At 64.7% G+C, this 26,282-nt stretch carries 20 protein-coding genes; 8 read left to right on the forward strand and 12 right to left on the reverse strand.

What is annotated here, in order from left to right; translation table 11 throughout:
- Positions 1–91: 91 nt before the first annotated feature.
- Genes ACNA0R_RS18010 through ACNA0R_RS18020 form a run of 3 tightly spaced genes read left to right on the forward strand, consistent with a single transcriptional unit; the run spans position 92 to position 3,929 of the window.
- The gene (locus ACNA0R_RS18010; protein WP_415827419.1) at positions 92–1,633 is read left to right on the forward strand and encodes a UxaA family hydrolase; all 1,542 of its coding nucleotides are present in this window, start codon (positions 92–94) and stop codon (positions 1,631–1,633) included.
- 26 nt (positions 1,634–1,659) lie between these two features.
- Positions 1,660–2,871, forward strand: coding sequence for a D-mannonate dehydratase ManD (manD, locus tag ACNA0R_RS18015; RefSeq protein ID WP_415827420.1), 1,212 nt, complete (start codon positions 1,660–1,662; stop codon positions 2,869–2,871).
- The gene (locus ACNA0R_RS18020) at positions 2,859–3,929 is read left to right on the forward strand and encodes an Ldh family oxidoreductase (protein ID WP_415827421.1); all 1,071 of its coding nucleotides are present in this window, start codon (positions 2,859–2,861) and stop codon (positions 3,927–3,929) included. The genes manD and ACNA0R_RS18020 overlap by 13 nt, the downstream gene beginning before the upstream one ends.
- 51 nt (positions 3,930–3,980) lie before the next feature.
- Here ACNA0R_RS18020 and ACNA0R_RS18025 read toward each other — a convergent pair whose 3' ends face one another.
- From ACNA0R_RS18025 to ACNA0R_RS18050, 6 genes are all read right to left on the reverse strand, one after another.
- On the reverse strand, positions 3,981–5,501 hold the full coding sequence (locus ACNA0R_RS18025) for an ABC transporter substrate-binding protein (RefSeq protein ID WP_415827567.1): 1,521 nt from the start codon (positions 5,499–5,501) through the stop codon (positions 3,981–3,983).
- A gap of 183 nt (positions 5,502–5,684) precedes the next feature.
- Complete coding sequence (locus ACNA0R_RS18030) at positions 5,685–6,311, reverse strand: GntR family transcriptional regulator (RefSeq protein WP_415827422.1); 627 nt, start codon at positions 6,309–6,311, stop codon at positions 5,685–5,687.
- A gap of 62 nt (positions 6,312–6,373) precedes the next feature.
- On the reverse strand, positions 6,374–8,065 hold the full coding sequence (locus ACNA0R_RS18035) for an ABC transporter ATP-binding protein (protein ID WP_415827423.1): 1,692 nt from the start codon (positions 8,063–8,065) through the stop codon (positions 6,374–6,376).
- Positions 8,062–8,883 (reverse strand): ABC transporter permease, encoded by an 822-nt coding sequence (locus ACNA0R_RS18040; RefSeq protein ID WP_415827424.1) that lies wholly within the window; start codon positions 8,881–8,883, stop codon positions 8,062–8,064. The genes ACNA0R_RS18035 and ACNA0R_RS18040 overlap by 4 nt, the downstream gene beginning before the upstream one ends.
- Entirely contained in the window at positions 8,880–9,824 is a 945-nt protein-coding gene (locus ACNA0R_RS18045; RefSeq protein WP_415827425.1) for an ABC transporter permease, read from the reverse strand. Before ACNA0R_RS18045 ends, ACNA0R_RS18040 begins: the two co-directional genes overlap by 4 nt.
- A gap of 24 nt (positions 9,825–9,848) precedes the next feature.
- Entirely contained in the window at positions 9,849–10,706 is an 858-nt protein-coding gene (locus ACNA0R_RS18050) for an alpha/beta hydrolase (protein WP_415827426.1), read from the reverse strand.
- A 192-nt stretch (positions 10,707–10,898) separates the two neighbouring features.
- Between ACNA0R_RS18050 and ACNA0R_RS18055 the strand changes: the two genes are divergently transcribed.
- Positions 10,899–11,813, forward strand: coding sequence for a YihY/virulence factor BrkB family protein (locus ACNA0R_RS18055; RefSeq protein WP_415827427.1), 915 nt, complete (start codon positions 10,899–10,901; stop codon positions 11,811–11,813).
- Between the two features lie 99 nt (positions 11,814–11,912).
- Positions 11,913–13,070 (forward strand): FUSC family protein, encoded by a 1,158-nt coding sequence (locus tag ACNA0R_RS18060; RefSeq protein ID WP_415827428.1) that lies wholly within the window; start codon positions 11,913–11,915, stop codon positions 13,068–13,070.
- Here the strand turns inward: ACNA0R_RS18060 and ACNA0R_RS18065 are convergent.
- Positions 13,067–14,650 (reverse strand): ABC transporter substrate-binding protein, encoded by a 1,584-nt coding sequence (locus ACNA0R_RS18065; RefSeq protein WP_415827429.1) that lies wholly within the window; start codon positions 14,648–14,650, stop codon positions 13,067–13,069. The genes ACNA0R_RS18060 and ACNA0R_RS18065 overlap by 4 nt on opposite strands.
- Before the next feature lie 16 nt (positions 14,651–14,666).
- Complete coding sequence (locus tag ACNA0R_RS18070) at positions 14,667–15,812, reverse strand: C45 family autoproteolytic acyltransferase/hydolase (RefSeq protein WP_415827430.1); 1,146 nt, start codon at positions 15,810–15,812, stop codon at positions 14,667–14,669.
- A gap of 236 nt (positions 15,813–16,048) precedes the next feature.
- On the opposite strand from ACNA0R_RS18070, the gene ACNA0R_RS18075 reads away from it, so the two are divergent.
- The 3 genes from ACNA0R_RS18075 (at position 16,049) to ACNA0R_RS18085 (ending at position 20,580) form a co-directional block, all read left to right on the forward strand.
- A complete protein-coding gene (locus ACNA0R_RS18075) occupies positions 16,049–17,509 on the forward strand; it encodes a hypothetical protein (protein WP_415827431.1) in 1,461 nt (486 codons plus the stop codon).
- Positions 17,510–17,605: 96 nt separating this feature from the next.
- On the forward strand, positions 17,606–19,003 hold the full coding sequence (locus ACNA0R_RS18080; protein WP_415827432.1) for a hypothetical protein: 1,398 nt from the start codon (positions 17,606–17,608) through the stop codon (positions 19,001–19,003).
- 41 nt (positions 19,004–19,044) lie between these two features.
- The gene (locus ACNA0R_RS18085; protein ID WP_415827433.1) at positions 19,045–20,580 is read left to right on the forward strand and encodes a hypothetical protein; all 1,536 of its coding nucleotides are present in this window, start codon (positions 19,045–19,047) and stop codon (positions 20,578–20,580) included.
- A gap of 175 nt (positions 20,581–20,755) precedes the next feature.
- On the opposite strand, the gene groL is transcribed toward ACNA0R_RS18085, so the two are convergent.
- From groL to ACNA0R_RS18105, 4 genes are all read right to left on the reverse strand, one after another.
- On the reverse strand, positions 20,756–22,399 hold the full coding sequence (gene groL / locus ACNA0R_RS18090) for a chaperonin GroEL (RefSeq protein WP_415827434.1): 1,644 nt from the start codon (positions 22,397–22,399) through the stop codon (positions 20,756–20,758).
- A gap of 60 nt (positions 22,400–22,459) precedes the next feature.
- Positions 22,460–22,747, reverse strand: a complete 288-nt coding sequence (groES, locus tag ACNA0R_RS18095; protein ID WP_086063141.1) for a co-chaperone GroES — start codon at positions 22,745–22,747, stop codon at positions 22,460–22,462.
- 517 nt (positions 22,748–23,264) lie between these two features.
- Positions 23,265–24,902, reverse strand: coding sequence for a hypothetical protein (locus ACNA0R_RS18100; protein WP_415827435.1), 1,638 nt, complete (start codon positions 24,900–24,902; stop codon positions 23,265–23,267).
- Between the two features lie 96 nt (positions 24,903–24,998).
- A complete protein-coding gene (locus tag ACNA0R_RS18105) occupies positions 24,999–26,174 on the reverse strand; it encodes a dsDNA nuclease domain-containing protein (RefSeq protein ID WP_082988329.1) in 1,176 nt (391 codons plus the stop codon).
- Positions 26,175–26,282: the final 108 nt, after the last annotated feature.

The raw sequence follows: 26,282 nt of genomic DNA on the forward strand, positions 1-26,282 counted from the left end.
CCGCGCGGCGGCCGCGGGGTGCCGCCGCCGCGCATGCCGCAACGACGCCGCGGGGCAAGCGCGACGGCGGCGGTATCGGGGGGGGGAGAACATGGCAGTGAACGCAATCGATAATCCGGTCATCCGCATTCATGCGGCCGACAACGTCGTCATCGCCCGGCGGCAACTGGTGGGCGGCACCCGCCTGCCGGCCGAAGGCATCGCCGTCGTCGGCCTGATCCCGCCGGGCCACAAGATCGCCGTGCGCGATATCGCCGCCGGGGAGCCCGTGCGGCGCTATAACCAGATCATCGGCATCGCGCGGCAGAACATCGCGGCGGGCCAGCACGTGCATACGCACAATCTGGAGTTCAGCGAATTCCAGCGCGACTATGCCGCCGGCCGCGATGCCCATCCGACCGCCTACGTCGAAACCCCCGCCACGTTCGACGGCATCGTGCGCCCGGACGGTCGCGTGGCCACGCGCAACTACATCGGTGTGCTGACATCGGTGAATTGTTCGGCCACGGTCGCGCGAGCCATTGCCGACCATTTCCGGCGCGACATCAATCCGCGCGCGCTGGCCGATTATCCCAACGTCGACGGCGTCGTCGCGCTGACGCACGGCGCCGGCTGCGCGACCAGCAGCGAAGGCGAACCCTTGAGGGTGCTGCGCCGCACGCTGGGCGGTTACGCGCGCCACCCCAACTTCGCCGGGCTGATGCTGGTCGGGCTGGGTTGCGAAACGAACCAGATCGGCGGCTTGATGGAGCAGGAAGGCCTGCGGCAGAGCCGTCAATTGCAGACCTTCAACATCCAGGACACCGGCGGCACGCGCAAGACGGTGGCGCGCGGCATCGAGCTGGTGGAATGGATGCTGGAGGAAGCCAACCGGGTCCAGCGCACGCCGGTGCCCGCCAGCCACATTACGGTGGGCTTGCAATGCGGCGGCTCGGACGGCTATTCGGGCATCAGCGCCAACCCGGCGCTGGGCGCCGCGGTGGACCTGCTGGTGCGGCACGGCGGCACCGCCATCCTTTCGGAAACGCCGGAAATCTACGGTGGCGAACACCTGCTGACGCGCCGCGCGGTGTCGCCCGCCGTCGCGGAAAAACTCGTGGCGCGGCTGCGCTGGTGGGAAGACTACTGCCGGCGTAACGATGCCGAGATGGACAACAATCCTTCCGCGGGCAACAAGGCGGGCGGCCTGACCACCATTCTGGAGAAGTCGCTGGGCGCGATCGCCAAGAGCGGCACCACCAACCTGGTCGACGTGTACGAGTATGCCGAGCCGGTCACCGCGCGCGGCCTGGTTTTCATGGACACCCCGGGCTACGACCCGGTGTCCGCCACCGGCCAGGTCGCCGGCGGCGCCAACCTGATCTGCTTTACCACCGGCCGGGGTTCGGCCTATGGCTGCGCGCCCGCGCCGTCGCTGAAGCTGTCCACCAATACCGCCTTGTGGGAGCGCCAGGAAGACGACATCGACATCGATTGCGGCGCCATCGTGGAAGGCCGCGCTACCGTCGAAGAAATGGGCGAGCGCATCTTCCGGCTGATGCTGGATACCGCATCGGGGCGCGTCACCAAAAGCGAGGCCCATGGCTATGGGCAGAACGAGTTCGTGCCGTGGCAGCTGGGCGCGGTGATGTAGCGACGGGAATAAGGAGCCCGGGTCCAATGAAGATTACCTCCGCCCGCGTCATCGTCTGCAGCCCCGGCCGCAACTTCGTGACGCTGAAGATCGAAACCGACGAAGGGCTCGCGGGGATAGGCGATGCCACCTTGAACGGCCGCGAGTTGTCGGTCGCCAGTTACCTGACCGATCATGTGATTCCTTGCCTGATCGGCCGCGATGCGCATCAGATCGAGGACATCTGGCAGTACCTGTATCGCGGCGCGTATTGGCGCAAGGGCCCCGTCACGATGACCGCCATCGCGGCGGTGGATACCGCGCTGTGGGATATCAAGGCCAAGGCCGCCAATCTACCGCTTTACCAGCTGCTGGGCGGCAAGAGCCGCGCCGGGGTGATGGTGTATGGCCACGCCAATGGCCGGGACATCGAGGAAACGACGGATGAGGTGCTGCGCTATCGCGATATGGGATACCGGGCGATACGCGCGCAGAGCGGGGTGCCGGGCCTGCAATCGGTTTACGGGGTCGGTCGCGGCCGCATGTTCTACGAGCCGGCCGATGCATCGCTGCCGTCGGAGCACGACTGGTCGACGGAGAAGTATCTGGACCATACGCCCAAGCTGTTCGAGAAAGTCCGTAACGCGGTGGGCTGGGACGTGCATCTGCTGCACGACGTCCATCATCGCCTGACGCCCATCGAGGCTGCCCGCCTGGGCAAGTCCTTGGAGCCCTATCGGATGTTCTGGATCGAGGACCCGACGCCGGCCGAGAACCAGGAGGCCTTCCGCCTGATACGCCAGCACACCGTGACGCCATTGGCGGTGGGGGAGATCTTCAATACGGTGTGGGACTGCAAGGATTTGATCCAGAACCAGCTGATCGACTATATCCGGGCGACGGTGGTTCACGCCGGCGGCATCACGCATCTGCGGCGCATTGCCGACCTGGCGGCTTTGTACCAGGTACGGACCGGCTGCCACGGCGCCACGGATCTGTCGCCGGTATGCATGGGCGCCGCGCTGCACTTCGATATTTCCATACCGAACTTCGGGGTGCAGGAGTACATGCGGCATACGGAAGAAACGGATGCGGTGTTTCCGCACGCCTACTCGTTCGAGGACGGAATGATGGTGCCCGGCGACGTGCCCGGCCACGGTGTGGAAATCGACGAGGCCGTGGCGGGCAAGTATCCGTACCAGCGCGCCTATCTGCCGGTAAACCGGTTGGCCCATGATGGAACCTTATGGAACTGGTAGGAGGCGCGATGCGCCATTGCAATGCCGATGCGCTTGTTGACTGGGGCGCCGCGTGCCTGCGCGCGCACGACGTTCCGCGGGACGATGCGCTGCTGGTGGCGCGCAGCCTCGTGCAGACCAGCCTGTGGGGGATCGACTCGCATGGCATCGCGCGGCTGCCGCATTATCTGAACCGGCTGGCGCACGGATCGATCCTGGCGCGGCCGGCGATCGCGGTACGACGTACGGGTCCGGCGACGGGCCATGTGGATGGCGGCCAGGGACTGGGGATCGTCGTGTCCCATCGCGCCAACAAGACGGCGATGGAGATCGCGGCGGAGAGCGGCGTCGGTGCGGTCGGGGTATCCGACTCATCGCACTGCGGAGCGATCGGCCTGTATACGCGAGAGGCGGCTCGGGCCGGGATGGTGGGGATAGGTTTCACCCATTCCGATGCCATCGCGGCGCCGTTCGGCGGGCATGTGCCGTTTCTCGGCACCAACCCGATTTCCATCGCGTTTCCGCGGGCGGGCGGGGAACCGGTCTGCCTGGATATGGCGACGACGTCGATTCCGTGGAATCGCGTCATGAACGCCCGGCGTGAAGCCGGGGTTCTGCCGCCAGGCGTGGCGGTGGATGCGCAGGGCGCCGACGCGCGGGATCCCTCCGCCGCGAAAGCATTGCGGCCGCTGGGCGGCCCGTCGTATGGGCACAAGGGCTATGCGCTGGCGCTGATGATCGAGCTATTGTGCGGACCTTTGAATGGCAACCCGTTCGGGCCGCATATTTCCCCGATGTACGAGCAACTGGAATTGCCGCGCAGGCTGGGCGCGTTTTTTATCGTGATCGACCCGGCGCGGTTTCCCGGCGGGCCGGCGCTGGCTGGCACCGTGGAACAGATGGCGCGCGAATTGGCGCGGCAACCCGGGGCGCCGCGTATGCCGGGCGACCCGGAGATCGAGGCGCAGGCCCGGCGTGGCGCCGACGGGATACCCATCGAGCCGGGACTCTGGAGCGAGATCACCGCATGGAGCGATCGCCTGCGCGTGCCTTTGCCGGCGATGCGGGATGGGCGGTGAGGGTCGGCTGGATCGGTGGCCGCCGTCCAGCGGACGGTGCCCGTCAGCCGCTCACTGCACGGATGCGCCCCACGCGAACGGCTTGCCTTCCCAGACCGTGAAGCCGTTCAAGCGCTTGCCGACGCCCCAGGGCTGGTTGCCGTTCGACAACAGGATCAACGGCGCTTGCGCCATCATCATGGCATGGAGCTTGTCGAAGATCGCCTGCCGCTTCGCCGTATCAAGCTCGGAGAAGCTCTCATCGATCAAGGCCAGCGCCTGCTTGTCGTCCCATACCTTGCGCGGCTGCTTATCCTTGTCGCCCGAGAACTGCTCATAGCTCAGCGCCGGGTCCAGGCGCGACGAGTAGCTGAATGAACTGATCTGGTAGTTGCCCTTGTTGTAGCGGTCCAGCTGTGTCGCCCATTCCAGTACCTCGATCTGCGCATTGATTCCTACCGCCTGCATCATCGCCTGCGCCATCACGGCCACTTGATAGCTGGGCACATGCGCCCGCTTGTTGGCGTAGATGACGATCTTCTCGCCCTTGTAGCCGGCCTCTTTCAGCAGCTTCTGCGCCAGCGCGGGGTCGTAGTGATAGCTCTGTTGCTGGGCCTTGTCGTAGAAGGCGGAATCGCGCGATACGGCGGATGCGTTCGGCGTACCCAGTCCTTCGGTCGCGGCCTGGACGATTTGCGGGATGTCCAGCGAAGCCGCGATGGCCTGGCGCAGTTTGACGTTCTTGAGCACCGGGTCGCGGGTCTGGAACAGCAGGGTGTGCTTGGCCGAATCGGAGGCGACCAGTATGCGGACGGCTTTCTGGGACTTCAGTTCCGGCACGTCGGTATAAGGGATCTGCCCCGCGTCGATCGCGCCTGATACCAGGCCGGCCTTTACGGTGGACGCGTCCGGGACCACCAGGAACTTGACCTCGTCGACCAGCGGTTTTTTGTTGCCGAGGTAGCCGTCGCCTTTTTCGCCCGGCGGGGAGACGTAGTCCTTGAAGGCCTTGACTACGATGTATTCGCCGCGTTTCCATTCGCCGAACATGAAGGGCCCGGTGCCGATGGGTTTGTCCCAGCTGCCGTCCGCCTTGACCGATGCCTTGTTCAGGATCGCCGTCATGCCGCAATCCGTGCGCGCCAGCGTGTCCAGGAAGACCGCGGACTTGTGATTGAGCTTCATGACGAAGGTCTTGGCGTCGGGCGCGGAGACTTCTTCCACCTTCAGGCCGTTGCGGCCGTCGAATTCGGTACGGCAGCGCCAGTCGGTGGCCGGGTCCATATAGCGTTTCCAGCTCCACATGACGTCGGCCGAGGTCATGGGCTCGCCGTTGTGGAACTTGACGCCGTCGCGCAGCGTGAAGGTATAGGTCAGGCCGTCCGCGGAGACGTCGATGGATTTGGCGAGCAGCGGTCCCACCGTACCGTTGGCGCGATAGCCGACCAGTCCTTCGACCATGTTCAGGACCACGCCGTCGGTCGTGTCGTCACGATTGACGCCGGGGTTGGTGGAGCGGATGTCGGCCGGCTCGGAAATCACATAGGAGGATGCCTGCGCGGATGCCGCGGCGGCGAGCAGCGCCACGGCCATGCTGGCGCGGAATGAGGGGATGGGTTTCACGAGAGCTTCTCCTTACGGCGGCCGCGGGGCTGCGATTTCGGACTGGAACCGAAGGCGCACGCAGGTTCGACAATATTGGCGCCAAAGTTGGGCATTATGGAGAGTCGGCGGACGCGGTGTAACCCGGGACTTTCCCCAGGGCCGCGGCAGGCCTCAGGGCATGGTCTGCATGACGTGTTCGCGGATGATTTTCTGCAGGCGCTTGACGTCCCGCGCCTGCAGCGCGGCAACGATATCGAAGTGCTCGCGCACCGATTTCTCGACGCGGGCGCGCGTCATCCATTGCGTGGCCGGCGCGGCGACGGCGCGGCTGCGCATGTCGTGGATCAGCGCCACCAGTTCGCGGTTGGCGCACATGTCGTACAGGGCTTCGTGAAACTGCAGGTTGACTTCGTACTGCTGCAGCAGCGTGCCGGTCAGTACCAGCTGTTCGAAGCGTTCGGCCATGGCGCGCAGCTGCGCGACCTTGGCGTCGGTGACCTGGGGCATCAGGTCGGCGGCCGCGCCCACTTCCAGCAAGGCGCGGATATCGCGAATGTGGTTCTGGCGCTGTTCGTCCACCGCATGGACGTGGTAACCCCGGTTGGGAACGTGCTCGATGACGCGCTTCTGGGTCAAGTGGTCCAGCGCGCGCCGGACCTCCAGCCGCTTGGCGCCATAGCGCTCCTGCAAATCGATCTGCTTGAGCCAGGCGCCGGTGCCGAACACGCCGGACTGGATATCACGGGCAAGTTGATCGGCCAGCGTAGCCGGGGCGGTGGAGGCTGCCGTCTTCGGCATGATGTCGTTCCGTTATTGGTTCAGGCGGATTTTATGAAATTTGCCTCGACCATGTGCCCCGGTCACGCCGCCGCGGTTGCCGTCGTCGGTTCGGCGAAGCGCCACTTCAGGCGCACGCCGCCGGCGTCCGTCGACACCAGCATGGGAATGGCGGCCAGCAGCCGCCGGGTGTATTCGTGCCGCGGCGCGTCGAAGATCTGGTCGCGCGTGCCCTGTTCGACGATGGCGCCGTCCTGCATGACGATGACGCGGTCGGCGACCTGTTCGACCACGCCCAGGTCGTGGCTGATGAACAGGCAGCTGAAGCCGTGCTTGCGCTGCAGGTCGGCGAACAGGTCCAGGACCTGCGCCCGTACGGTGACGTCCAGCGCGGAGACCGGTTCGTCGGCGATGACGAAGGTTGGGCGCCGGACCACGGCGCGGGCGATGGCGACGCGCTGGCGCTGGCCGCCGGAAAGCTCGTGCGGATAGCGGGCGCCGTGTTCGGCGGACAAACCCACTTCGTCCAGCGCCTCGCTGACGCGGCAGGCCTTGTCGGCGCTGCTCAGGCCCGGCACCAGGCGCAGCGCTTCGCCGACCAGTTGCGCGATGGTCATGCGCGGATCCAGCGACGAATAGGGATCCTGGAATACCATCTGGCAGTTCAGCCGGTAATCGTTCCAGGCGGCGTGGCCGCGCGTCACCGGCTGGCCGCGGAACAGGATCTGTCCTTCCGACGGCTTGACCAGGCCGGCGATGGCGCGGCCCAGGGTGGTCTTGCCCGATCCCGAGCCGCCGACCACGGCCACGACTTCACGCGGGTGGACGGCCAGCGATATGCCATGCAGGGCGCGTTTGGCGGCCGTGCGCGACAACATGCGCCGGCGGCCGGCATAGTCGACCACCAGCTGGCGCACTTCCACCACCGGTGCTTCGCGCGACGGCAGCCGCGCGGGCATGCGCCGCGGCATGGCCTGCAGCAGCTTGCGGGTGTAGGGGTGCTGCGGCCGCGCCAGCAGGTCGGCGGTGGCGCCGCTTTCGACGACCTCGCCCTGCGACATGACGACGACGCGCTCCGTGTAGCGCGCGACCATGGGCAGGTCATGGCTGATCATCAGCACGGCGGTGCCGTGTTCGCGCGTCAGGCCGACCATCAGTTCGAGCACATCGCGCTGGACCACGGCGTCCAGCGCCGTGGTGGGTTCATCGGCCACCAGCAGCGCCGGCGCCAGCAGCATGACGGACGCCAGCATGATGCGCTGGCGCATGCCGCCGGAAAACTCGTGCGGCCACGCCGGCAAGGCGCCTTCCGGATCGCGCAGACCGACGCGGGCCAGCATGTCCAGGATGCGCCTGCGCCGCTCGCCCGCGTCCAGGTCGCGGCGATGCAGGGCCAGTCCTTCTTCCAGCTGCCGGCCTATCGTCATCGACGGATTGAGCGAAGTCATGGGCTCCTGGAACACCATGCCTATCCGCGCGCCGCGCAGCCGCCGCAGCACCGACGGCGATGCCTGCGTGATGTCGGTGCCCTCGACCACGATGCGGCCGCCCACGCGCACCAGCGGCGGCGGCGTCAGGCCCAGGATGGCGCGGGCGGCCTGCGTTTTACCGCTGCCGGATTCGCCGACGATGCCGACCATTTCGCCCGGCGCGATGTCGAAGGACACATTGCGCACGATCTCCCGGCCGCCATGGCCGACGGCCAGGGTCAGCCCCTGCACGCTGACCAGCGCTTGCGCCGCGCCGGTCGGGTCCACCGCGCCGCGCGGGTTCATTGCATCCCCCGCATGCGGGGATCCAGGCGGTCGCGTACAGCGTCGCCCAGCAGGTTGATGCCCAGCAACGTTGCCGCGATGCACAGGCCCGGAAGGATGGACAGATAGGGCGCCTGCGACAGGAAGGGCCGCGCCGCCGACAACATATTGCCCCAGGTCGGCGCGGGCGGCGGTACGCCCAGGCCGAGGAAGGACAGGGCGCTTTCGGCCAGCACCACCCAGCCGAACATCGACGTGGCCAGCACCGTCAGCGGCGCCACGCAGTTGGGCAATACGTGACGCGCCATGGTGTAGAGCTCGGAATTGCCCAGCACGCGGGATGCTTCGATGAATTCCCTTTCACGCAGGGACAGCACCGTGCCGCGCACGATGCGCGTCACCGATGGCGTATACGCCAGGCCGAGCGCCAGGATGATGCCGTACTTGTTGGCGCCCACCACGGCCAGCAGCCCCAGCGCCAGCAGCAGGCCGGGAAAGGCCAGCAGCGCGTTGTTGAACGCCATGATGATGCGGTCGGTCCAGCCGCGCACGAAGCCGGTCAGCAGTCCCACGCAGGTGCCGGCGAGCAGCGCGAAGGCGACCGTCAGCAGGCTGATCCACACGCTGGCCGACGCCCCGGCCATCAGCCGCGACAGTTCGTCGCGGCCGAACTCGTCCGTGCCCAGCAGATAGGCGCCGCCGGGCGCATGCAGGCGCGCCACGAAGTTGATCTTGAGCGGATCGTAGGGCGTCCATGCGACGCCGACGATGGCGGCAATGACGACGATGCCGACCAGGACGCCGCCCACCAGGGCATTGGCTGCCATGCGTTTTTTCATTCGACGGTCACCCTGGGATCGAAGAGGGGATAGCACAGGTCGACGACCAGATTGACGACGACGTAGATCACCGCCACGAACAGCAGGCAGCCCTGGATCACCGGATAGTCGCGCCCGAAGATGGAATCGACCAGCAGCCGGCCCAGCCCCGGTATGGTGAACACGGTCTCCACCACCGCGATGCCGCCCAGCAGGTTGCCCAGCACCAGCCCGATCAGCGTCCAGGTGGGGCCGAAGGCATTCTTGAAGGCATGCCGCATCAAGACCGTGCGCTCCGACAGGCCCTTGGCGCGCGCGTGGGTGATGTAGTCCAGCCGCAGCACCTCCAGCGTGCTGGCGCGCGCCATGCGCATGATGACGCCGATCTCGTGCAGGAACAGGGTCAGCACGGGCATGATCAGGTACAGCAGGCCCGCCTGCCAGTCGCTGGAGACCGACACATAGCCCACCACCGGCAGCCACTGCAGTTTGACCCCGAACAGCAGTAGCAAGAGCAGGCCGCCCCAGAAGGTGGGAATAGACACCAGCAAGGCGGCGCCGGCCACGAGCATGACGTCGGGGAGCGCGTTCTGTTTCCAGGCGGCGATCATGCCGGCCGGCACCGCCACCGCGGTGGCGAACAGCACCGCGGCCAGCACCACCTGCGCGCTGACCAGGAAGCGATCCCATACCAAACCGAGCACCTGTTGGCCGCTGGTGATGGATACGCCCAGGTCCCCATGCAGCATGTTGCGGAACCAGATGCCGAACTGAACCGGCCAGGTCTGGTCCAGGCCCAGGCGCGCGCGCAGATCCGCCAGGCTCGCGGGGTCGGCCAGATCGCCCAGCATCAATTGCGCGGGGTCGCCGGGGATCAGCCGGATCATCACGAAAACCGCCACCGCCACGATCAGCAGGGTGGGCAGGGTCATCAGGACACGGGTCAGCGCGAAGCGCAGCATGGCTACCGTCCTTGGCCGCCGGGCCTATCCGCCGCGGTCCTGCCGCAGCACCTTGGCGAAGAAATCCTGCACGATGTCGACGACTTTGAGGCCATCGTGCGGCACGTTATCGACCACATCCATGTCCACCGTCACGCCCGCGGCCTCGAAAGAGCGGCGCAGCGTAGCCAGTCTTTCCGGCCGCGTGCGGCCGGCATCGTTGCAGCCGGGCATGTAGTACTTGCCGCCGGGCTGGTGCGTGATTTCCCAGGTTTCCAGATCGGCCTTGCCCACCACCATGTGCACGGCGACGCGGCGCAGGGCCTCCAGGTCCAGGCTTTTGCCGAAGCGCGCGGCCATGTCACGCGTGCCCACCCACCAGTCCTTGTCGGCGTCCAGCAGCGTGACCGAACCGGGCGCGCCTATGGAAACCGCGCGCAGCCGTTCCGGATGCAGCAGGGCGAAGCGGTTGACGAACTGTCCGCCGCCGGAATAGCCGAACAGCATGAAGCGGCTGAAATCGCAGCCGTACTTTTCCCCGACTTCGCCCACCATGTCCAGCAGCACGTCGTCGTAGCGGATATCGCCTTCACGCAAATGCTTGAAGCCATCGCGGTTGCCGTCGCCCAGCACTCCGGCCGGAAACAGCGGGCATAGCACGATGCAGTCGTTCCAGCGTGCGAACTCGGCGAAGGAATCCCGGTATTCCACGAAGGCGCGGCCCGTGCCGTGCACGATTACGACCAGTTGCATGGGCCGTTTGGCTTGCGCGATGTGCGGCGGCACGTAGGTGCAATACGAGAAGCGCGGGTCGCCGCGCGAGGCGTAGATGATGCCGGGGCCCAGATCGTAAAGGGCGCGCGCCAGGCTGGCGCTATCGGAGGGAGAGGAATCCTGGGGCATGGGGCGCTCGAAGGGAATACGGCGTGCGACTAAATTGGCGCCAATATTATTGACGGCACGGCGGGGCGACAAGACGGGTAATCCCGTATCGTTGAGGCCCGGCCCGCGGGAACATCGATTGCTGGGCAGCGCCGCGCGGGACATTGCCGGGTATATCCCTGGGTTTCCACGTTGCAGATGCCGAGTTCGCCTATGTCCTATCTCTCTCGTATCCGGGCCACGCCATCCGTGCTATTGCGGCTGCTGATCGCGTCGGGCAAGCAATGGTCGGAACACCGGGCCTCCAGCAAGGGCGCGGCGCTGGCGCTTTACACCATCTTTTCGCTGGCGCCCATGCTGATCCTGGTCATCGCGGTGGCGGGCGCCTTCTTCGGCGAACAGGCCGTCCGATCCGAACTGGTCGGGCAATTGCGTGACCTGATGGGCGACCGGGGCGCCGAAGTCATCCAGATTGTCCTGGCCAGCGCGCACGAGTCCGGCAGCGGCGTGGTCGCCACGATCATGTCGATCGCGGTGCTCATATTCAGCGCGACGACCGCCTTCGCCGAACTCAAGCAAAGCCTGGACGAGCTCTGGGAAGTCCGCGGACAGGGCCGCAGCGGCGTGCACGGCATGGTGCGCAGCCGGCTGCTGTCGTTCGGGCTGGTACTGGTGCTCGCCCTGTTCCTGCTGGTGTCGTTGACGGTGAACGCGGCCTTGAGCGCGGCGCACGATTACTACGGCGAGCTATGGACCAATTCGGCCTTCGCGATGTTGGCCGAGGTGCTGTCCGGCGTGTTCTCCTTCGCGGTAGTGGCCGCGCTGTTCGCCGTGATCTACAAGTTGTTGCCCAACGCCGTGGTCCCCTGGGGCCATGTATTGCCGGGGGCGGTGGTGACGGCGGCGCTGTTCCTTCTGGGGAAATGGGGCATCGGCCTGTACCTGGGGCGCGGCGCGGTGGCGTCGGCCTATGGAGCGGCGGGATCGGTGGTGGCCCTGCTGCTGTGGATCTACTATTCCGCGCAGATCTTTTTCTTCGGCGCGATTTTTACGCGGCAGTATGCGCTGTACATGAGCGGCCCCGAGGATGCCCCGCCGGCCGCCGGGCGTGCCGGCGCGCCGTCCTGAGTATCCCGGGCCCGCCGCGCGGCCCCTGGCTTTCTCCGCCAGCGGTTCAACGTTTTCCGCGCTAATCTGTCCGTCCGTCATCGCTGGAGTCGTCGACCGATGGACACGGAATCACCGGCCGCGTCGCGGCGCTCGCCGTTTTCCTTCGCCCTGTTTCATCTGCAGGATCCACTGCGCCGCATGGCGTTTGCCGTGCGTCACCTGGGTTCGCCCTATCAGCGCTACCGCCATGCCCGCGCCTTGCACGGCATCCGGGTCGCCCTGGCCCTGGTGACGGCGGCGCTGTTGTCGCATGTGCTGGATCTGCCGCATAGCGTATGGGCCAGCGTATCGGTGCTGGTCGTGATCGGCGGCATCCAGCATCACGGCAACATACGCAAGAAGGCGATGGAGCGCGGCCTGGGTACGATGCTGGGCGCGGCGGCGGGCCTGTCGCTGATCCTGCTGGACCAGTTTGGCGTTTCGCGCGCGCTGACGATGGGCGCAATGGCTGTCATCGCGGGGCTGTGCGGCTATTACGCGATCGGTCGCGGCGGCTATATCGCGCTGTTGACCGCGATCACGATGGTCATCGTGGGTGGCCAGGGCGACGATACGATGTCCACGGGACTGTGGCGCACGCTGCAGGTATGTATCGGTATTGCCATCGCGCTGGCCTTTTCGTTCGCCTTGCCGCTGAATGCGAGCTATTCCTGGCGCTACACCCTGGCGTTGAATCTACGGCGCGCGCAAGGCCTGTTGCGCAGGCTGCAGACGGATCAGCCATTCACGCCTGAGGCGCGCAGCGCGATATTTTCGGAACTGAGCAAGCGCTCCATCGCGCTGCGGGGCCTGATGCCGTCCGTTGCGAAAGAAATGAGGCTAAGCAGCGCGCAGATGGAAGCCATCCAGCAGCATCAGCGGGCGATCGTGGCGACACTGGAAATGATATCCAGCGCGCGGCTGCATGCGTCGGCGCAGGATCAATTGGCGCTGTCGCGGGCATTCCGCGGCAGCCAGGGGCGAGCGCTGCGGCGCGGGCTGCTGACGATCGCGCGGGCACTCCGGGCGGGCGATACCTCGGTGCTGGGCCGGAATACGTCCATTGTGGCCGGCGCGGCGGCTGGCGATACGGCCGCCGGCTCGACGGACGCAGGGTCGCAAGAGGCCGGCTGGGTGGCGACCCTGCAAGGGCCCGATTGGGTGATGCGCGAAATGGCCGCGCAGATAGCGCAATTGCGCGAGGCCGTCATGGTCCTGCCCCGGCAGCGTAATTAATCCTTGGATACCTCCCAGGCTCGCGCCCGCTTCAATGCCCATGGCGTATAGCCTTTGACGCTATCCCGGAACGCGCCGACGTCCAGGCCGTTGAACAAGGGCATCATCGGCGCATCCGCCAGGAACAGCTTGTGCAGTTCGTCGAACTGCGCCTGCCGCTGCGCCGTATCCGTGATCTGGGAAGACGAGTCGATCAAGGCCAGGGCCTTGGGGTCATCCCACACCTTGCGTGGCTGTTTGTCCTTGTTCCCCGCCATCATTTCGTAGTTCAGGCTGGGATCCAGACGGGCGGAATACGGAAACACCATCATCTGGTACTTGCCGCTGTTGTAGCGGTCCAGCTGCGACGCCCACTCCTGCACTTCCAGCCGCGCGTTGATCCCTGCCGCCTGCAGCATGGCCTGGATGATCACCGCGGAAGCGTAAGTCTCCGGATAGCGCTTCGTCGCCATCATGACCAGCTCTTGCCCTTGGTAGCCGGATTCCCGTACCAGCTTCCGCGCCAGCGCCGGATCGTACTTCCAGGCTTCCTTCTGCGTCTCGTCGTAGTAGGAAGAGATCAACGGCACCATGGACGTGCTGGGTTGCATCAGTCCGTCGCCCACCGCCGCGACCAGTTGTCCCGCATCGACCGCATGCACGATCGCCTGCCGCAGCTTGACGTTGGACAGCAGGGGGTCCCGTGTCTGCATCAGCAGCGCCGTCAGGCTCATTACCGGCGACGTGGCGACTTTGACGCTCTTGTCGGCCTGCATGGACTTCACATCCGCATACGACAGGTCCTGGATGATGTCGATGTCGCCGCGCTGCAGGCCCGCCTTCGCCGTTGCATCGTCGGGCACGATCACGAAGCGGACTTCCTCCACCAGCGGCCGCTTCGAGCCCGTGTAGCCGTCCAGCTTGCCGTCCTGATTGGCATAGCGCGGATTCCTGGCCAGGCTGATGTACTGCCCGCGCTTCCATTCCCGCAGCATGAACGGGCCTGTTCCGACAGGCTTGTTCCATGTGCCGTCGGGATTCAGGGAGTCGCGATGCACCACGCCGCCGCCGGCGCAGTCCGGTCGCGCCAGCGAAGCCAGGAACAGCCCGTATGGCTTGTCCAGGCGATACACCACCGTATGCGCATCGGGCGCTTCGACCGCCGTCACCTTGGCCGCGCCGCTGCCGTCGAAGTCGCCATGGCAGCGCCACGCCGTTTTCGGGTTCATGAAGTAGTTCCAGCTCCACACCACGTCCTGGGCGGTCAGCGGCGCGCCGTTCTGGAAGGTGACGCCGTCGCGCAGCGTGAATGTGTAGGTCTTGCCGTCGTCGCTGATGGCATACGACTTGGCCAGCAAGGGCTTCAGCTCCGCATGCTCGCCGAAGGCGACCAGGCCTTCGACGATATGCATCACCACCATATCGCTGTTGGCGTCGCGGTTCACGCCCGGCTCGGTGGAGCGGATGTCCGCCGTCATGGCGATGCGCAGCGGCGTGGCGTCCGCCGCATGGGCCCGGCTGGGCGCGGCCGCGCAGCCCAGCACGGTCGATGCCAGCAGCAGGGCGGCGCCCCGGCGGCGGAACTGCGCCTTCGTCTTCATGCCGCGCTCCTTCCCGTCAGCGGGGGGAATAGGTAATGACTTCGGGTTCCGCCTTCAGGCTGTAGCGCGTATAGACGCGGTTCAGCGCCGGCAGCGGTACGACGTCCATTTCGCCGACGGCGGGCTCCATCACGACCATCGCCACCGAGGCCGACAGATTGTCGTGACTGCCCGGACGCGGCGGGCGGCATACCGAATAGGGCGTGCCGAAGTCGTCGAAGAAGGCGGCGCGCAGGTCGTCGCGGGTCAGCGCGTCGCGCTTGTTCAGCAGCCGGCGGACGCGCCAATCGCGGTACTGGCTTTCAGGCGTGCTGGCGCGGCCGGTATCGCGCAGCTTGCACAGCGCGACTTCGCTGACCCAGTGATTGGCATGCACGATCAGGTCGTCCGTGCCGGGGTAGATCGGGAACGCCTCGTCCGTGGTGCATTCGAAGTCGATGCCGAAACCTTCCGCCATGCCCAGCATGATGTTGTTGGAGCAGGACTTGGGCGTGGTCGCCACCGCCTTCACCGCCAGGGCGAAGTGCTGCTGTTCCAGCACTTTGCGGCGGATCAATGACAGCGGCACGCCCAGTTGCTTGAAATCGCGATCCGATTCCAGGTAATTCGCCGTGATCGAAATCCCCTGGCTGTTCAGCCCGCTGCGCGCCAGGCCGCCGGCCTCGACGAAGGTCAGCATGTCGGGACCGTCCTCCTGCCGGATGCGCAGCACGATGGACGTTTCGGCGCATTCGGCGCGCCAGTCCCAGTTCTGGCCGTGCAGCAGGTTGCCGCTGGCCGAGCGCTCCGGCAGGACCAGCGCGCCGGTGCAGCCGTCGCCCGGCTCCAGTTCGGCGGCTTTCTTTTTCTCCGCGCGCGCCTTGGCGACGACTTCCGTGCGCGCGTTGATCATCACGATGTCTTCCAGCGGCACGCCGGCGCCCTCCGCGATGCCCTGCATCTCCTCGATGTAGTGGGGGCCGTAGGCCTCTATCTCCTTGGCGAAGGAAGCGATCAACTGCTTGCGCGCGGCGCCGTCATAGCCCAGGGTCACCAGCGTCTGGCCGTACATGGCCGCGCTTTTGCGCACACGATCCACGGCGGCGCGGCCGTATTGCAGGCCTCGCTCATAGGGTTGTCCGGCGACCGAAATGAAGGGGAATTGCTGCGGTGTGGTGGGCATGGGGTACCTGGCCTGGGGCAGGAAAAATCCCGGCGACGGCGGCGGGCGAGCGACTGCGTCGCGGGGGGAGGGGAAGCGGAAAAAAGTTTATCCGAAATTGGCGCCAAAAATATCAGGGATTGTCCCAGCACGGGATTCGTCCGACGCAGCGCGATTTGATCCGAATGATGGCCGGAGGCGGGAACAGTCCGTCCCCTGTTTGCACGCAAGCGCGGCTTTCTTCCCGAGAGGCATCCATGCAGGTCTCGCTCGACACCCAGATTCCCAGTTCCCTGTACGGTGACAATAGCGGTCCCGCGTCACCGCGGCGGCTCAATACCCGTGATCCGCAACAATATCGACAGGTGGTTTTCGACCAGGTCGGAGCAATCCATCTGGCTCACCGATACGACAACAGCGAGTTGCACGTCCAGATATTCGAGGTGTTCACGCTCTTATCGAGCACGGGTATCGGCAGAACCGTATTGGCGGACCTGAAAGCCCTGTCCGCGCTGGGCGTGCGCATCGCCATCGGTCCGCGCGACGATGCCGACGCCAACAACGTGCAGGTGTCGCCGTATGGGGTGGGCCACACGGTCGACGGCGCGGTCCTGTGGGATTGCGATTTTCCCGGCCATGGACTGAACACGCCGTCGCCGGCGCCGGAAGCATACAGGCGCCTTATCCGCGAACTGGCCCAGGTGCGCAACCTTGCCGCGGAAAGCGTCTGGCAGGGCTGCCCGACGCTACGGCCCGACGACGCGGAATCCGCCTTCATGGCCGAGCTCGCGGCGGCGACCGCGCCGGCCTTCGCCGCGTCGCGGTTTTGCCCGCCTTTTCCCATATGGAGCGCCGAGCCCGACTGGCCGCGAGGACCCACGTATTTCGATCCGCTGGAAACGCTGATGCCCGCCTGGCTCACGGAGGAGGGCAGGTTGGTCCGGGATGAGGTCGTATCCGTACTCCGGCTGGTCCAGGAGACGCCCTGGGGCAGGCGCTTGCTCAATGACATATGGGTGTACGGCCGCTCGCGCGCGGTCACGCTGATTCATTACAGCGCCAGCGGCCGGGAAGGCGTACATAAGGTCAACAACGATACGCCCATCTGGTGCTACAACCGCGCCGCGCTGGAGCGACGCGCGCAATCCGAGGATCTGACCGAACGCGAAGCGCGGGCCAGCGGCGCCTTCGTCGATTTGCTGCGCGTGCGCGGCGCCCTGGCGACGAAACTCGGCATGCTGGAGCACGGCCATGACCTGGCGCCGGCACAAAGGAAATTCGAAGACCAATTGATCGAGACACGCAGGCGGCGAACAGTGCCGCCCGTCGCGCCGCCGCCACCGGCATTGGCCGATCCCGGTTCAGCGCCCGCGCGGCGACCATCCATTCCATCGGTGCGGGCGCCGTCCGGGCCGCCGAGCGCGGCCGCGGACGTCCCGCCGGCGCGGCCCGCGCCGGCGCCCGCGGCGGAGTCCTGGGTCGCGGGGCAGGAGGACATCACCGCGGCCGTCTCGCGCCAGGCGCGCTTCAGCCGCCGGCATCGCATTGCGCGCTGGATGCAGGAGTCGATGCAGTTGGTCTCGGGCCGCGCGCCATCGACGGGGACGCCGCGGGCCGCGGAATCTGCTTCGGCGCATGAGTATGTCAACCAGCCGTCGACTTCGCGCGAACGCGGGTCTTCCTCGGAATACATGCCCGAGCGCCGACCGGATAACTGACGCACGTGCCGCATGGCCGGGAAGAACTGTCGGTCGTCGTGGACACGGGCGCGGTGTGCCCTTGTCGCGGTCCACATTCCTTGACCAGGGGTCATTATGTTTATCTCATCCGAAACCCTACGCACAGGTCAAAGCCAGATCGACCACAGTGCCCATTCGCATAACGAGCGACTCAGTACCAAAGATCCCCTGCATTACGGCAAGGTGTGGTTCGAAGAGGTCGGCGACCTCTGCATGGCCCATGGCTACCGCGACCGTCAGGCGCAGATCGCCGGCATGATCAGGCTGGTGACCGGCACGGGTACCGGCTCGCGCCTCCTGGCGGACCTCAAGGCCCTGTCCACGCAAGGCGTGCGCATCGCGATCGGTCCGCGTGACGACATCGCTCCGGACGCGACGCATATTCCGATGAACGCCGTGTCCACCACCGTCGACGGCGAAGTGCTATGGGATTGCAACTACCTGGGCTTTCTACGGGATGTCGCGCATCCCACGCCGGATACCTATAAAAAGCTGATCGGCGATCTGACGGAGGTCCGCAACCTCGCCGCGAAGAAAGCCTGGCCTGACGTCCCGCCGGTAAGCGGGAAAGATACCGAGTCCGCCTTCCTGGCGGAGCTGGTTTTGCGGGACACGCCCGCCCTGCTTCAGTCGGAAGTCGCCGGACCAGGCGGTACCCCGCGGTATGAGCTTGGCGCGGGCCACATGCCGGCCTGGCGCAATGAGGCCCTGCGCTTCGACAGCTTGAACAACCTGATGCCAGCCTGGCTGACGACCGAGGGCCGGCAGCAACGCGATGATTTGATCGCCGTGCTTAAGCTGATCGATGCCACGTCGATAGGCAAGGCGCTGTTGAACGACCTATGGGTTTACGGCCGTTCGCGCGGCGTCATGGTGGTTCATCGCAGCGGCAGCGGCAAGGAAGGTATCTACAAACTCGCGGACGCGACGGTCTGGCGCTTCGACAAATCCGGCCTGGCGGCGCGGGCGCAATCAACGGCGCTGACGGATCGCGAGGCGCGCGCCAGCGGTGGCTTTCTGTGCCTTCTGGAGGCTCATCGCGAGCTTGCCGACAAGCTGGGTACGCTGGCTCGCTTGAGCGATTTACCCTACCTGCAGCGGCAATTCGAAGCGCAGCTCGTGGACGAGCGCAGGCGCCATCTACCCGCCGATGGCGCCAGGGTGCGGCATGGCGCGGGATCGCCGCCTTCGTCCGTCGCGTCGACCGCCGGTGTGTCCTTGCGCACCGGAATACCCGTGCCGCCGGATGACGGCGGCACCGGGCTCGAAGATGCGCTGGTTACCGGTCGTCCCACGGGCGCTGTCCAAGCTCGCGCGGAAAACCGGGTCCGGCATTGGTTGCAGAACTCCGTGCGGATATTCACCGTCAGCCGTGCCGAAGTGACGACGCGCATCACGCATCCGTCATCCAGGCGCGCCGTGCCGAACCCATATACGCCGGGCCCCGCGCGCGGTACCGGCACTGGCGTGTAGCGCCGGGCATCCCCTATTTCTCAACCTTGTCGGAGCATGCCATGCCCATCGATCGAGTATCACCAAACGGCGGCGAGCCGCTGCCCCTGCCGACCCACCTCATCCCCCCGGATCCGGTTGCCGTCGCGATGAGCGATGCCGGGTACATCCGGGACGATCTCGACGGCCTGTTCACCGCCTTTATCGCGCCGGAGTACGCGTGCAGGAGGGCCGAGTACATGGACTGCCTGAGGCTGATCGACAGCGAGGCCACCGGCCGTGTACTGCTCGACAGGCTGACCCAGATCGGCGAGCAGCAAGGGGCCTATCCCGTGCTCGGTCCGGTCGAAGCGCAGTCTGATGCCACGGCCCTGGACTGGGAGTCACTGGCGCGTTCCACCCAACCGCGGGTTCATCGACGGGATGGCCAGTGTGTCTGGGACCCGCTGGGCCTGCCGCTGGACCGGGCAAATCCGAATTATGCGAGCCAGTACAGAAAGGTCGAAACCTACCTGATAGCGCTCTGCCAGCAGCTCGCCGGCGAGGGCGCGGATCGCGCCATCGGCGCGGGCCAGCATCTGCCCGAGGTTCCGCCGCGACAGGGCATCGTAAGCCAGCCGCCTCCGGGCTACGTACCGATAAAGCCGGCTCCCGTGTTGGACAGGAACGCGCTACCCGGCGAGCCGGCACTGGGCGTCATCATCGAACTATCGGAAGCCGCGGGCCCGCGCGATGGAGCGATCGCCACGCGCCGGCGGCAGGCCCTGCCGCTCTGGGAGGGCAAGACCACGTTGATGAAGCTGGGCGGAAAGTCCAAGCTCCGCATCCGGGTAAGCACCCCGCTGGCGCGGCAGCTCAAGAAGCAGATGACACCGGCCTTGCGCGATACGCTGGCCCCGATCAGGGGAAGCCTCTACGGCTTTCTCTTGCTTGAGTCTCTCGCCACCTGCGCGAAGCAGGGGCAGACCCTGATCATGGCGGAAGGCAACGGCAGATCGGGAGTGACCATGACCGAGAAGGGGGATGTGGTCTGGCTGTTCGATCAGCTCGATCTGACGCGGCGGTGTACGCGGCGAGGCCTGTACGGCGCGCAGCAGGCGGCCTATACCGCGTTCTCCGACCTGACGGCGGTGCGCGATATCTTCGGCAGGCGCATCGGATTCGAAGAGGAATGGATCGAGCGCTATTGGATAAGCGAGCACGCCGGCATGAATGGTTTCTATGGCGAAATCAAGTCCAAGCGCGAGCCGCATCACTATCCGGATGAGACAGGCCCTGAGGGCAGCAGCTTCGGAGTGATAAAGACCTATGACGCCAATGCCGTGCATTGCGCGAGCCTGATGGCCACGGCGGCTGCCCGCGAGCGCGTGGCGGCACCGGGTACCGCTTCGCGCGCATCGGCCTTCCTTGCCGGGGTGCTGCGGCACGCGGCCGCCGCGCTACGCTCCGTCTCGGAAGGTCTCGCCCCTGCCGCGCCGCCGTCCGATTCGCCGGGCGCGCGTCAGGCCTATGAGGCCCTGGTGGGCGGCACGTCTAGCGATGCGGCTGCCAGCCGCGCCATTCCGAATGCGTACCTGCGGGTCGATCCGGGCCGATAATCGGCGGCCAGGAACGCGCGGTGGCGTCCGATGCTTCGGCGCCGATACGAACGCGGGAACGCGAAAGGCTTGCGCGGGAATCATGCATAAAAAAGGCCAGGTCCGAGGACCTGGCCTTTTTGCTTGCGACCGGCCTGCCCGGATGAACCGGGACGGGCCTGCGAGCAGGACTTGCTTAGAAGTCCATGCCGCCCATGCCGCCCATGCCACCCGGCATGCCGGCGGGCGCGGCGGGCTTGTCTTCGACCAGCTCGACCACGGCGGCCTCGGCCGTCAGCAGCAGGCTGGCGACGGACGCGGCGTTCTGCAGGGCGGTGCGGGTGACCTTGGTCGGATCCAGCACGCCTTGCTCGACCAGGTCGGCGTACTCGCCGGTCGCGGCGTTGTAGCCGTAGTTGCCCTTGCCACCCAGCACGGCGTTGACGACCACGCTGGATTCTTCACCGGCGTTGGCCACGATCGTGCGCAGCGGCTCTTCGACGGCGCGCAGGATCAGCTTGATGCCGGCGTTCTGGTCAGGCGTATCGCCCTTCAGCTGGGCAATGGCTTGCTTGGCGCGCAGCAGGGCCACGCCGCCACCAGCCACCACGCCTTCTTCCACCGCGGCACGCGTGGCGTGCAGGGCGTCTTCGACGCGGGCCTTCTTTTCCTTCATTTCGACTTCGGTCGCGGCACCGACGCGGATCACGGCAACACCGCCGGCCAGCTTGGCCACGCGCTCTTGCAGCTTTTCACGGTCGTAGTCGGAGGTCGCTTCTTCGATCTGGACGCGGATCTGCTTGACGCGGGCTTCGATTGACTTGCTGTCGCCAGCGCCGTCGATGATGGTGGTGTTTTCCTTGCCCACTTCGATGCGCTTGGCCTGGCCCAGGTCCTGCAGCGAAGCCTTTTCCAGCGACATGCCGGTTTCTTCGGAGATGACCACGCCGCCCGTCAGGATGGCGATGTCTTCCAGCATGGCCTTGCGGCGGTCGCCGAAGCCAGGCGCCTTGACGGCGGTGGTCTTCAGGATGCCACGGATGTTGTTCACAACCAGTGTGGCCAGCGCTTCGCCTTCGACGTCTTCAGCGATGATCAGCAGCGGACGGCTCGACTTGGCGACTTGTTCCAGCACGGGCAGCAGGTCGCGGATGTTGCTGATCTTCTTGTCGAAGATCAGGACGAAGGGATCGTCCAGCGCGGCGACTTGCTTGTCGGGGTTGTTGATGAAGTAGGGCGACAGGTAGCCGCGATCGAATTGCATGCCTTCGACCACGTCCAGCTCGTTTTCCAGCGACTTGCCGTCTTCGACGGTGATGACGCCTTCCTTGCCGACCTTGTCCATCGCGTCGGCGATGATCTGGCCGATCGACGAATCGCTATTGGCGGAGATCGAGCCGACCTGGGCGATTTCCTTGCTGGTCGTGACGGGCTTGCTCAGCTTCTTCAGCTCTTCGACGGCGGCGGCGACGGCCTTGTCGATGCCGCGCTTCAGGTCGATGGGGTTGAAGCCGGCGGCCACGTACTTCAGGCCTTCCTGGACGATGGCCTGGGCCAGCACAGTGGCGGTGGTGGTGCCGTCACCGGCGTTGTCGGAGGTCTTGGAGGCAACGTCCTTGACCAGCTGGGCGCCGATGTTCTCGAACTTGTCCTTCAGTTCGATTTCCTTGGCGACGGACACGCCGTCCTTGGTCACGGTCGGGGCGCCGAAGGAGCGCTCCAGCACGACGTTGCGGCCCTTGGGGCCCAGGGTGGTTTTAACAGCGTTGGCGAGGATGTTCACGCCGCGAACGATGCGCACACGGGCGTCATCGGCGAACAGGACTTGCTTGGCAGCCATAGTGGTTCCTTACTGGAATTCTGTGGGAATTCTGTCGAATTCGGTATTCGGACGGGGGAATTACTGGATCACGGCGAGGATTTCTTCCTCGCGGATGACGAGCAGCTCTTCGCCATCGACCTTGACGGTCTGGCCGGAATACTTGCCGAAGAGCACCTTGTCACCGGCCTTCAGGTCAACCGGCAGAACCTTGCCGTCTTCCGTGCGCTTGCCGGGACCCACGGCGACGACTTCGCCTTGGTCAGGTTTTTCGGCCGCGCTATCGGGGATGACGATGCCCGAGGCGGTTTTGCGCTCGTTGTCCAGGCGTTTGACGATCACGCGATCATTCAAAGGACGCAGGGCCATGAAGAACTCCTGTAGTTCAGTACGATGTAGGGTTGTCTCTAGGGGCCAGCCGAGGCTGTGTTAGCACTCATCGGCGGCGAGTGCTAATTATAGGGGCGGTTTTTGGGCGTTCAAGGGGGTGGGGCGGCGTTGTTACAACTGGCCGGCTGGGTACGGCTGTCGATGTCGAAGTTCACCTGACTTGGAATTTCGTCAGTGTCGAATGTCATTCAACTTGGAATTTATGTCATCCAAGTTGGAATTCTGGGCGTCCCCAATTTTCGGTGCCGGACTGCTGGGCGAAGTTAGGGAGCAAGAACAATTCGACTGGCGTTCGGCAAGAGATCGGTGTCACGTGACGAATGATCCTCCAAGACGCCATCACTCCCCGTCACGGAAACGCGTACGACCGCTATCGACCCACAGCGGTCATACAGCGGGTCGAGCCCAATGTCTGGTTTGCAGCGAAGTGGTCATTTGATCGAAGGCGCGCCCGGGTATTCATATAATCGAGGCCCGAATACCGGAATATCGATCATCAGCTCTGAGAAATAGGCGCGTCGTACATCTTCTTCAACAACGGCTCCATCAACTTGTCCGTTGGCTCCCACTCCTCTTCGGAGAGCATGCTGTATCTCTCCGTCAGGATTATCTCGCGGTCGAAGTTGAGGTCGGTTGGAGTTTCCAAGCCAACGATGAGCTGCATGCCAACGGGCAAGTCCTTCGCGATGAAGCTCAGGACAGCTGGAAGGTTAAGGTCGTCTTGCGCCTGCTGGTTTGGCGAATCGATAACCACTGGGACGTCGTACGTACCTTCCTTGCCCTGCACGGTGCGCCAGATGGCGGCGTAGTAGGCGAGGATCGAGCGAGGTCCGCCACTGCCCGAGAGAGAGGGCCGGGACGCCAGCTGCGTGGTTTTGGTCGCTACGGAGTGCAGTCGCAGCGCGATGCGGCTGGCCGCGTAGTGCTCGCGGAACTCGGTCAAGATTACCCTCGTGCGCTTGGGAGAGCGCAGCTCCTTCATCCTTGTCTCAAGCGCGTCGACCGTAAGAACCACGGCATCGATAGCCGCCTGAATCTGTTTGCGCTCGGTCTCGAACGCCGCGAAGGCGGACTCAGCGCCGAGGCTTCCGACGACGTCCTTGAATTTCAGCTCGCCCTTGCGTGAATCTAGCAAACGAGAAATGCGTTGGTAATTTTCGTTAAGTGAGCTTATCTCGGCGAAGACCTTCTGCATTCGGCTGCGGACCGCGGCGGCATCTTCTCTTAGCCGTGCGGCGAGCTCGCGAAGGACGCGGGCATCTTCTGCGAACTCTAGCAGGTCGAGGAACGGCTTCTCGTGCTCCGCGTGGCACGTCGGGCAGATGAGCGGCGCCGCGCCTCCTTTGAGCAGGTACTTGGCATCGCTGTCGTGTGCATCGAGAGCGCCGTCTGCAAGATGAATTTGATGGTCCAAGCTCTTGAGGAGCTCTTGCTCGCGGACCGCGATACTTCGTAGTGCTTCTTGTCGAACATTGAGTTCGTTGACCTCTTTGGTCAGCTGCTCAATCTCGGCCGCGAAGTTACCGGGATCGACCTTGGGTCCAGACAGTGGGACAGACCTGCTGAAGCGTTCGATGGCACGATCGAGTAGGCGATACTCTCGTCGGTGTTCATCTAGAACCTTGGAATGCTGGGACTTTTCGGCGCTCGCAGAATAGTACTCCGGCGGGCAGACGCCGGTGAAGTATTCAAGGATAGGCTTAAACGGCGCGCTGAAGCGCTTCATGCCACCGAACGTGTTCCATTCAGCTTGCCAGCTCCCATCCTGGTTCACGTAAAACGGCGCGAAAAAGCATGATGGGTCTGCAGGGACCACCTCGGCTTGTTTCTTGTCAGAGAACACCAAGTTGAAGTCGGTTATCTCACAGAATCGTCTGGACCAGTCGCCGAACTTGGATGTGGAGATGAGCAAGTTGAACCCCGCATCAAAGAGCGCGCGCCGTCCATTCTGGTGAAGGGCGAAGTAGCTCCGGCCGTCAACTGAAAACTCGAGTAGAGAGGCAGCGTTCTCGTCCCATTGTTCGAGTTTTCCCTGTGGCGTCGCGCCGAGCGTCTCAAACAAGCTCCGAATCAGTGTCGTCTTGCCCGTGTGGTTTCTCCCCATCAGCAGGTTCCTGCTTGGATGAAACTCCACGTGACGCGCCTTCTTCTCGCGATGAGAGAGCAGCCAGATGCTTTTGAATCGGAAGCGATGCATAGGTTTTTGTTCTCAAGCTTCGGACGAGGAGTCTTAGTTCTGGTCCACGCATTTCGTTATTGCTCTCATGACAAACCGGCCAATCAGGTCGTTATCGTGGTGTCCGCTGAACTGGGTCTTGAGCGCGGTGAGAGCGGCCTCAATGTAAGGTCGCAGTTTCGATGTGGGCGGATTTACCGCGAGCCATGCATCGCTGAAGTGGTCGATTTCGCGGGAGAGGACAGTTCCCCCAATTAATCGGTCCTGCTGGGCGCGCGTGGCCGCGACGCGAATCGACGAGATGGACATGAAGTCCAATCCCTCGGTTTGAAGCTGGCCCAAGAAATCGTTAAGCAAGGCGCTGCGGTCCGGCACGGTCTCGAGTGCAGCCAGAGCCCCCAGGAACGCACTTCGCGAAAATCCACGCTCCTTAACAAGCTCGTCGAATGACTGGCAGACGTCCGTCCCACGTGTCAGTGGCGAAATCTTCATCACCAACGACTCCACGAAGGCCCTCGCCTGCCCGGCATGGGATGGGCTGAGCTCGCTCAGTAATTCCAGAGCTGCGGCAATCGCCGGTGCGTTCAGATTGTCGGGATGTATAGCGACCTTCTGCAGTCTTATCCGCGTTAAATCCGGTGGCGAACCGCCGGTCGACAACGAGGAGAAAGCGTCGGTCAGCAACTGGACATGGTCCGCGGCTAAGTCTGCGAGCGTGCAGGGCAAAGTGGTCGCTGCTGATCCGCCCCCTGCAAGTGGGAAGTCGCAGCCCGCATTCGAGAGGAATACTCCTTCGACAGGCAGTGCCCCGAATGCGTTCAGGGTAAGTTGTAGCTTGCCGAGTGCGGAGTCCGGGACCCTCTTGAAGTCTGGCGTCTTTGGTGTTTTGGCGGAGGCCTTGCTCGACTTCTTTGGAGCGGTCGATGGCCCCTTGGGAGCGACCGTGCCTGTGAGCACGGACCATGTCCAAGTTCCGGTGTCTTTTTTCTTGACTTGGTAGACCCTAGCCCGCGTTGGCGCGGTCGCAGAATCCAGTTCTGCGACATCCTGCACGGATTCGAAGAGGAGTAGAAAATCCGGCTCATTGGCCTTCTCCAACTCCACCATTCGAACGACAGCCCACCAGCGCGCAAAGTCTACGCCCTTGGCTCCGTGTCCACCACCGGTCTCTGAGTACTTCGGATTGTTTGCGACGGACAAAAGCTCCGCCGCGCCGCTGATTCCGCTCACCGCTCCCTCTCAATTCAGCTTCATTCAGGCGGAGGAGTTCTTCGACACGCTCATCATCGTGGATCGGCAGGCGTTTGTAAAGTCTTGCTACATCTGGGCTGTTTATAA

The sequence above is a fragment of the Bordetella sputigena genome (genome assembly GCF_965137885.1).
Lineage (GTDB): Bacteria > Pseudomonadota > Gammaproteobacteria > Burkholderiales > Burkholderiaceae_B > Bordetella_C > Bordetella_C sputigena.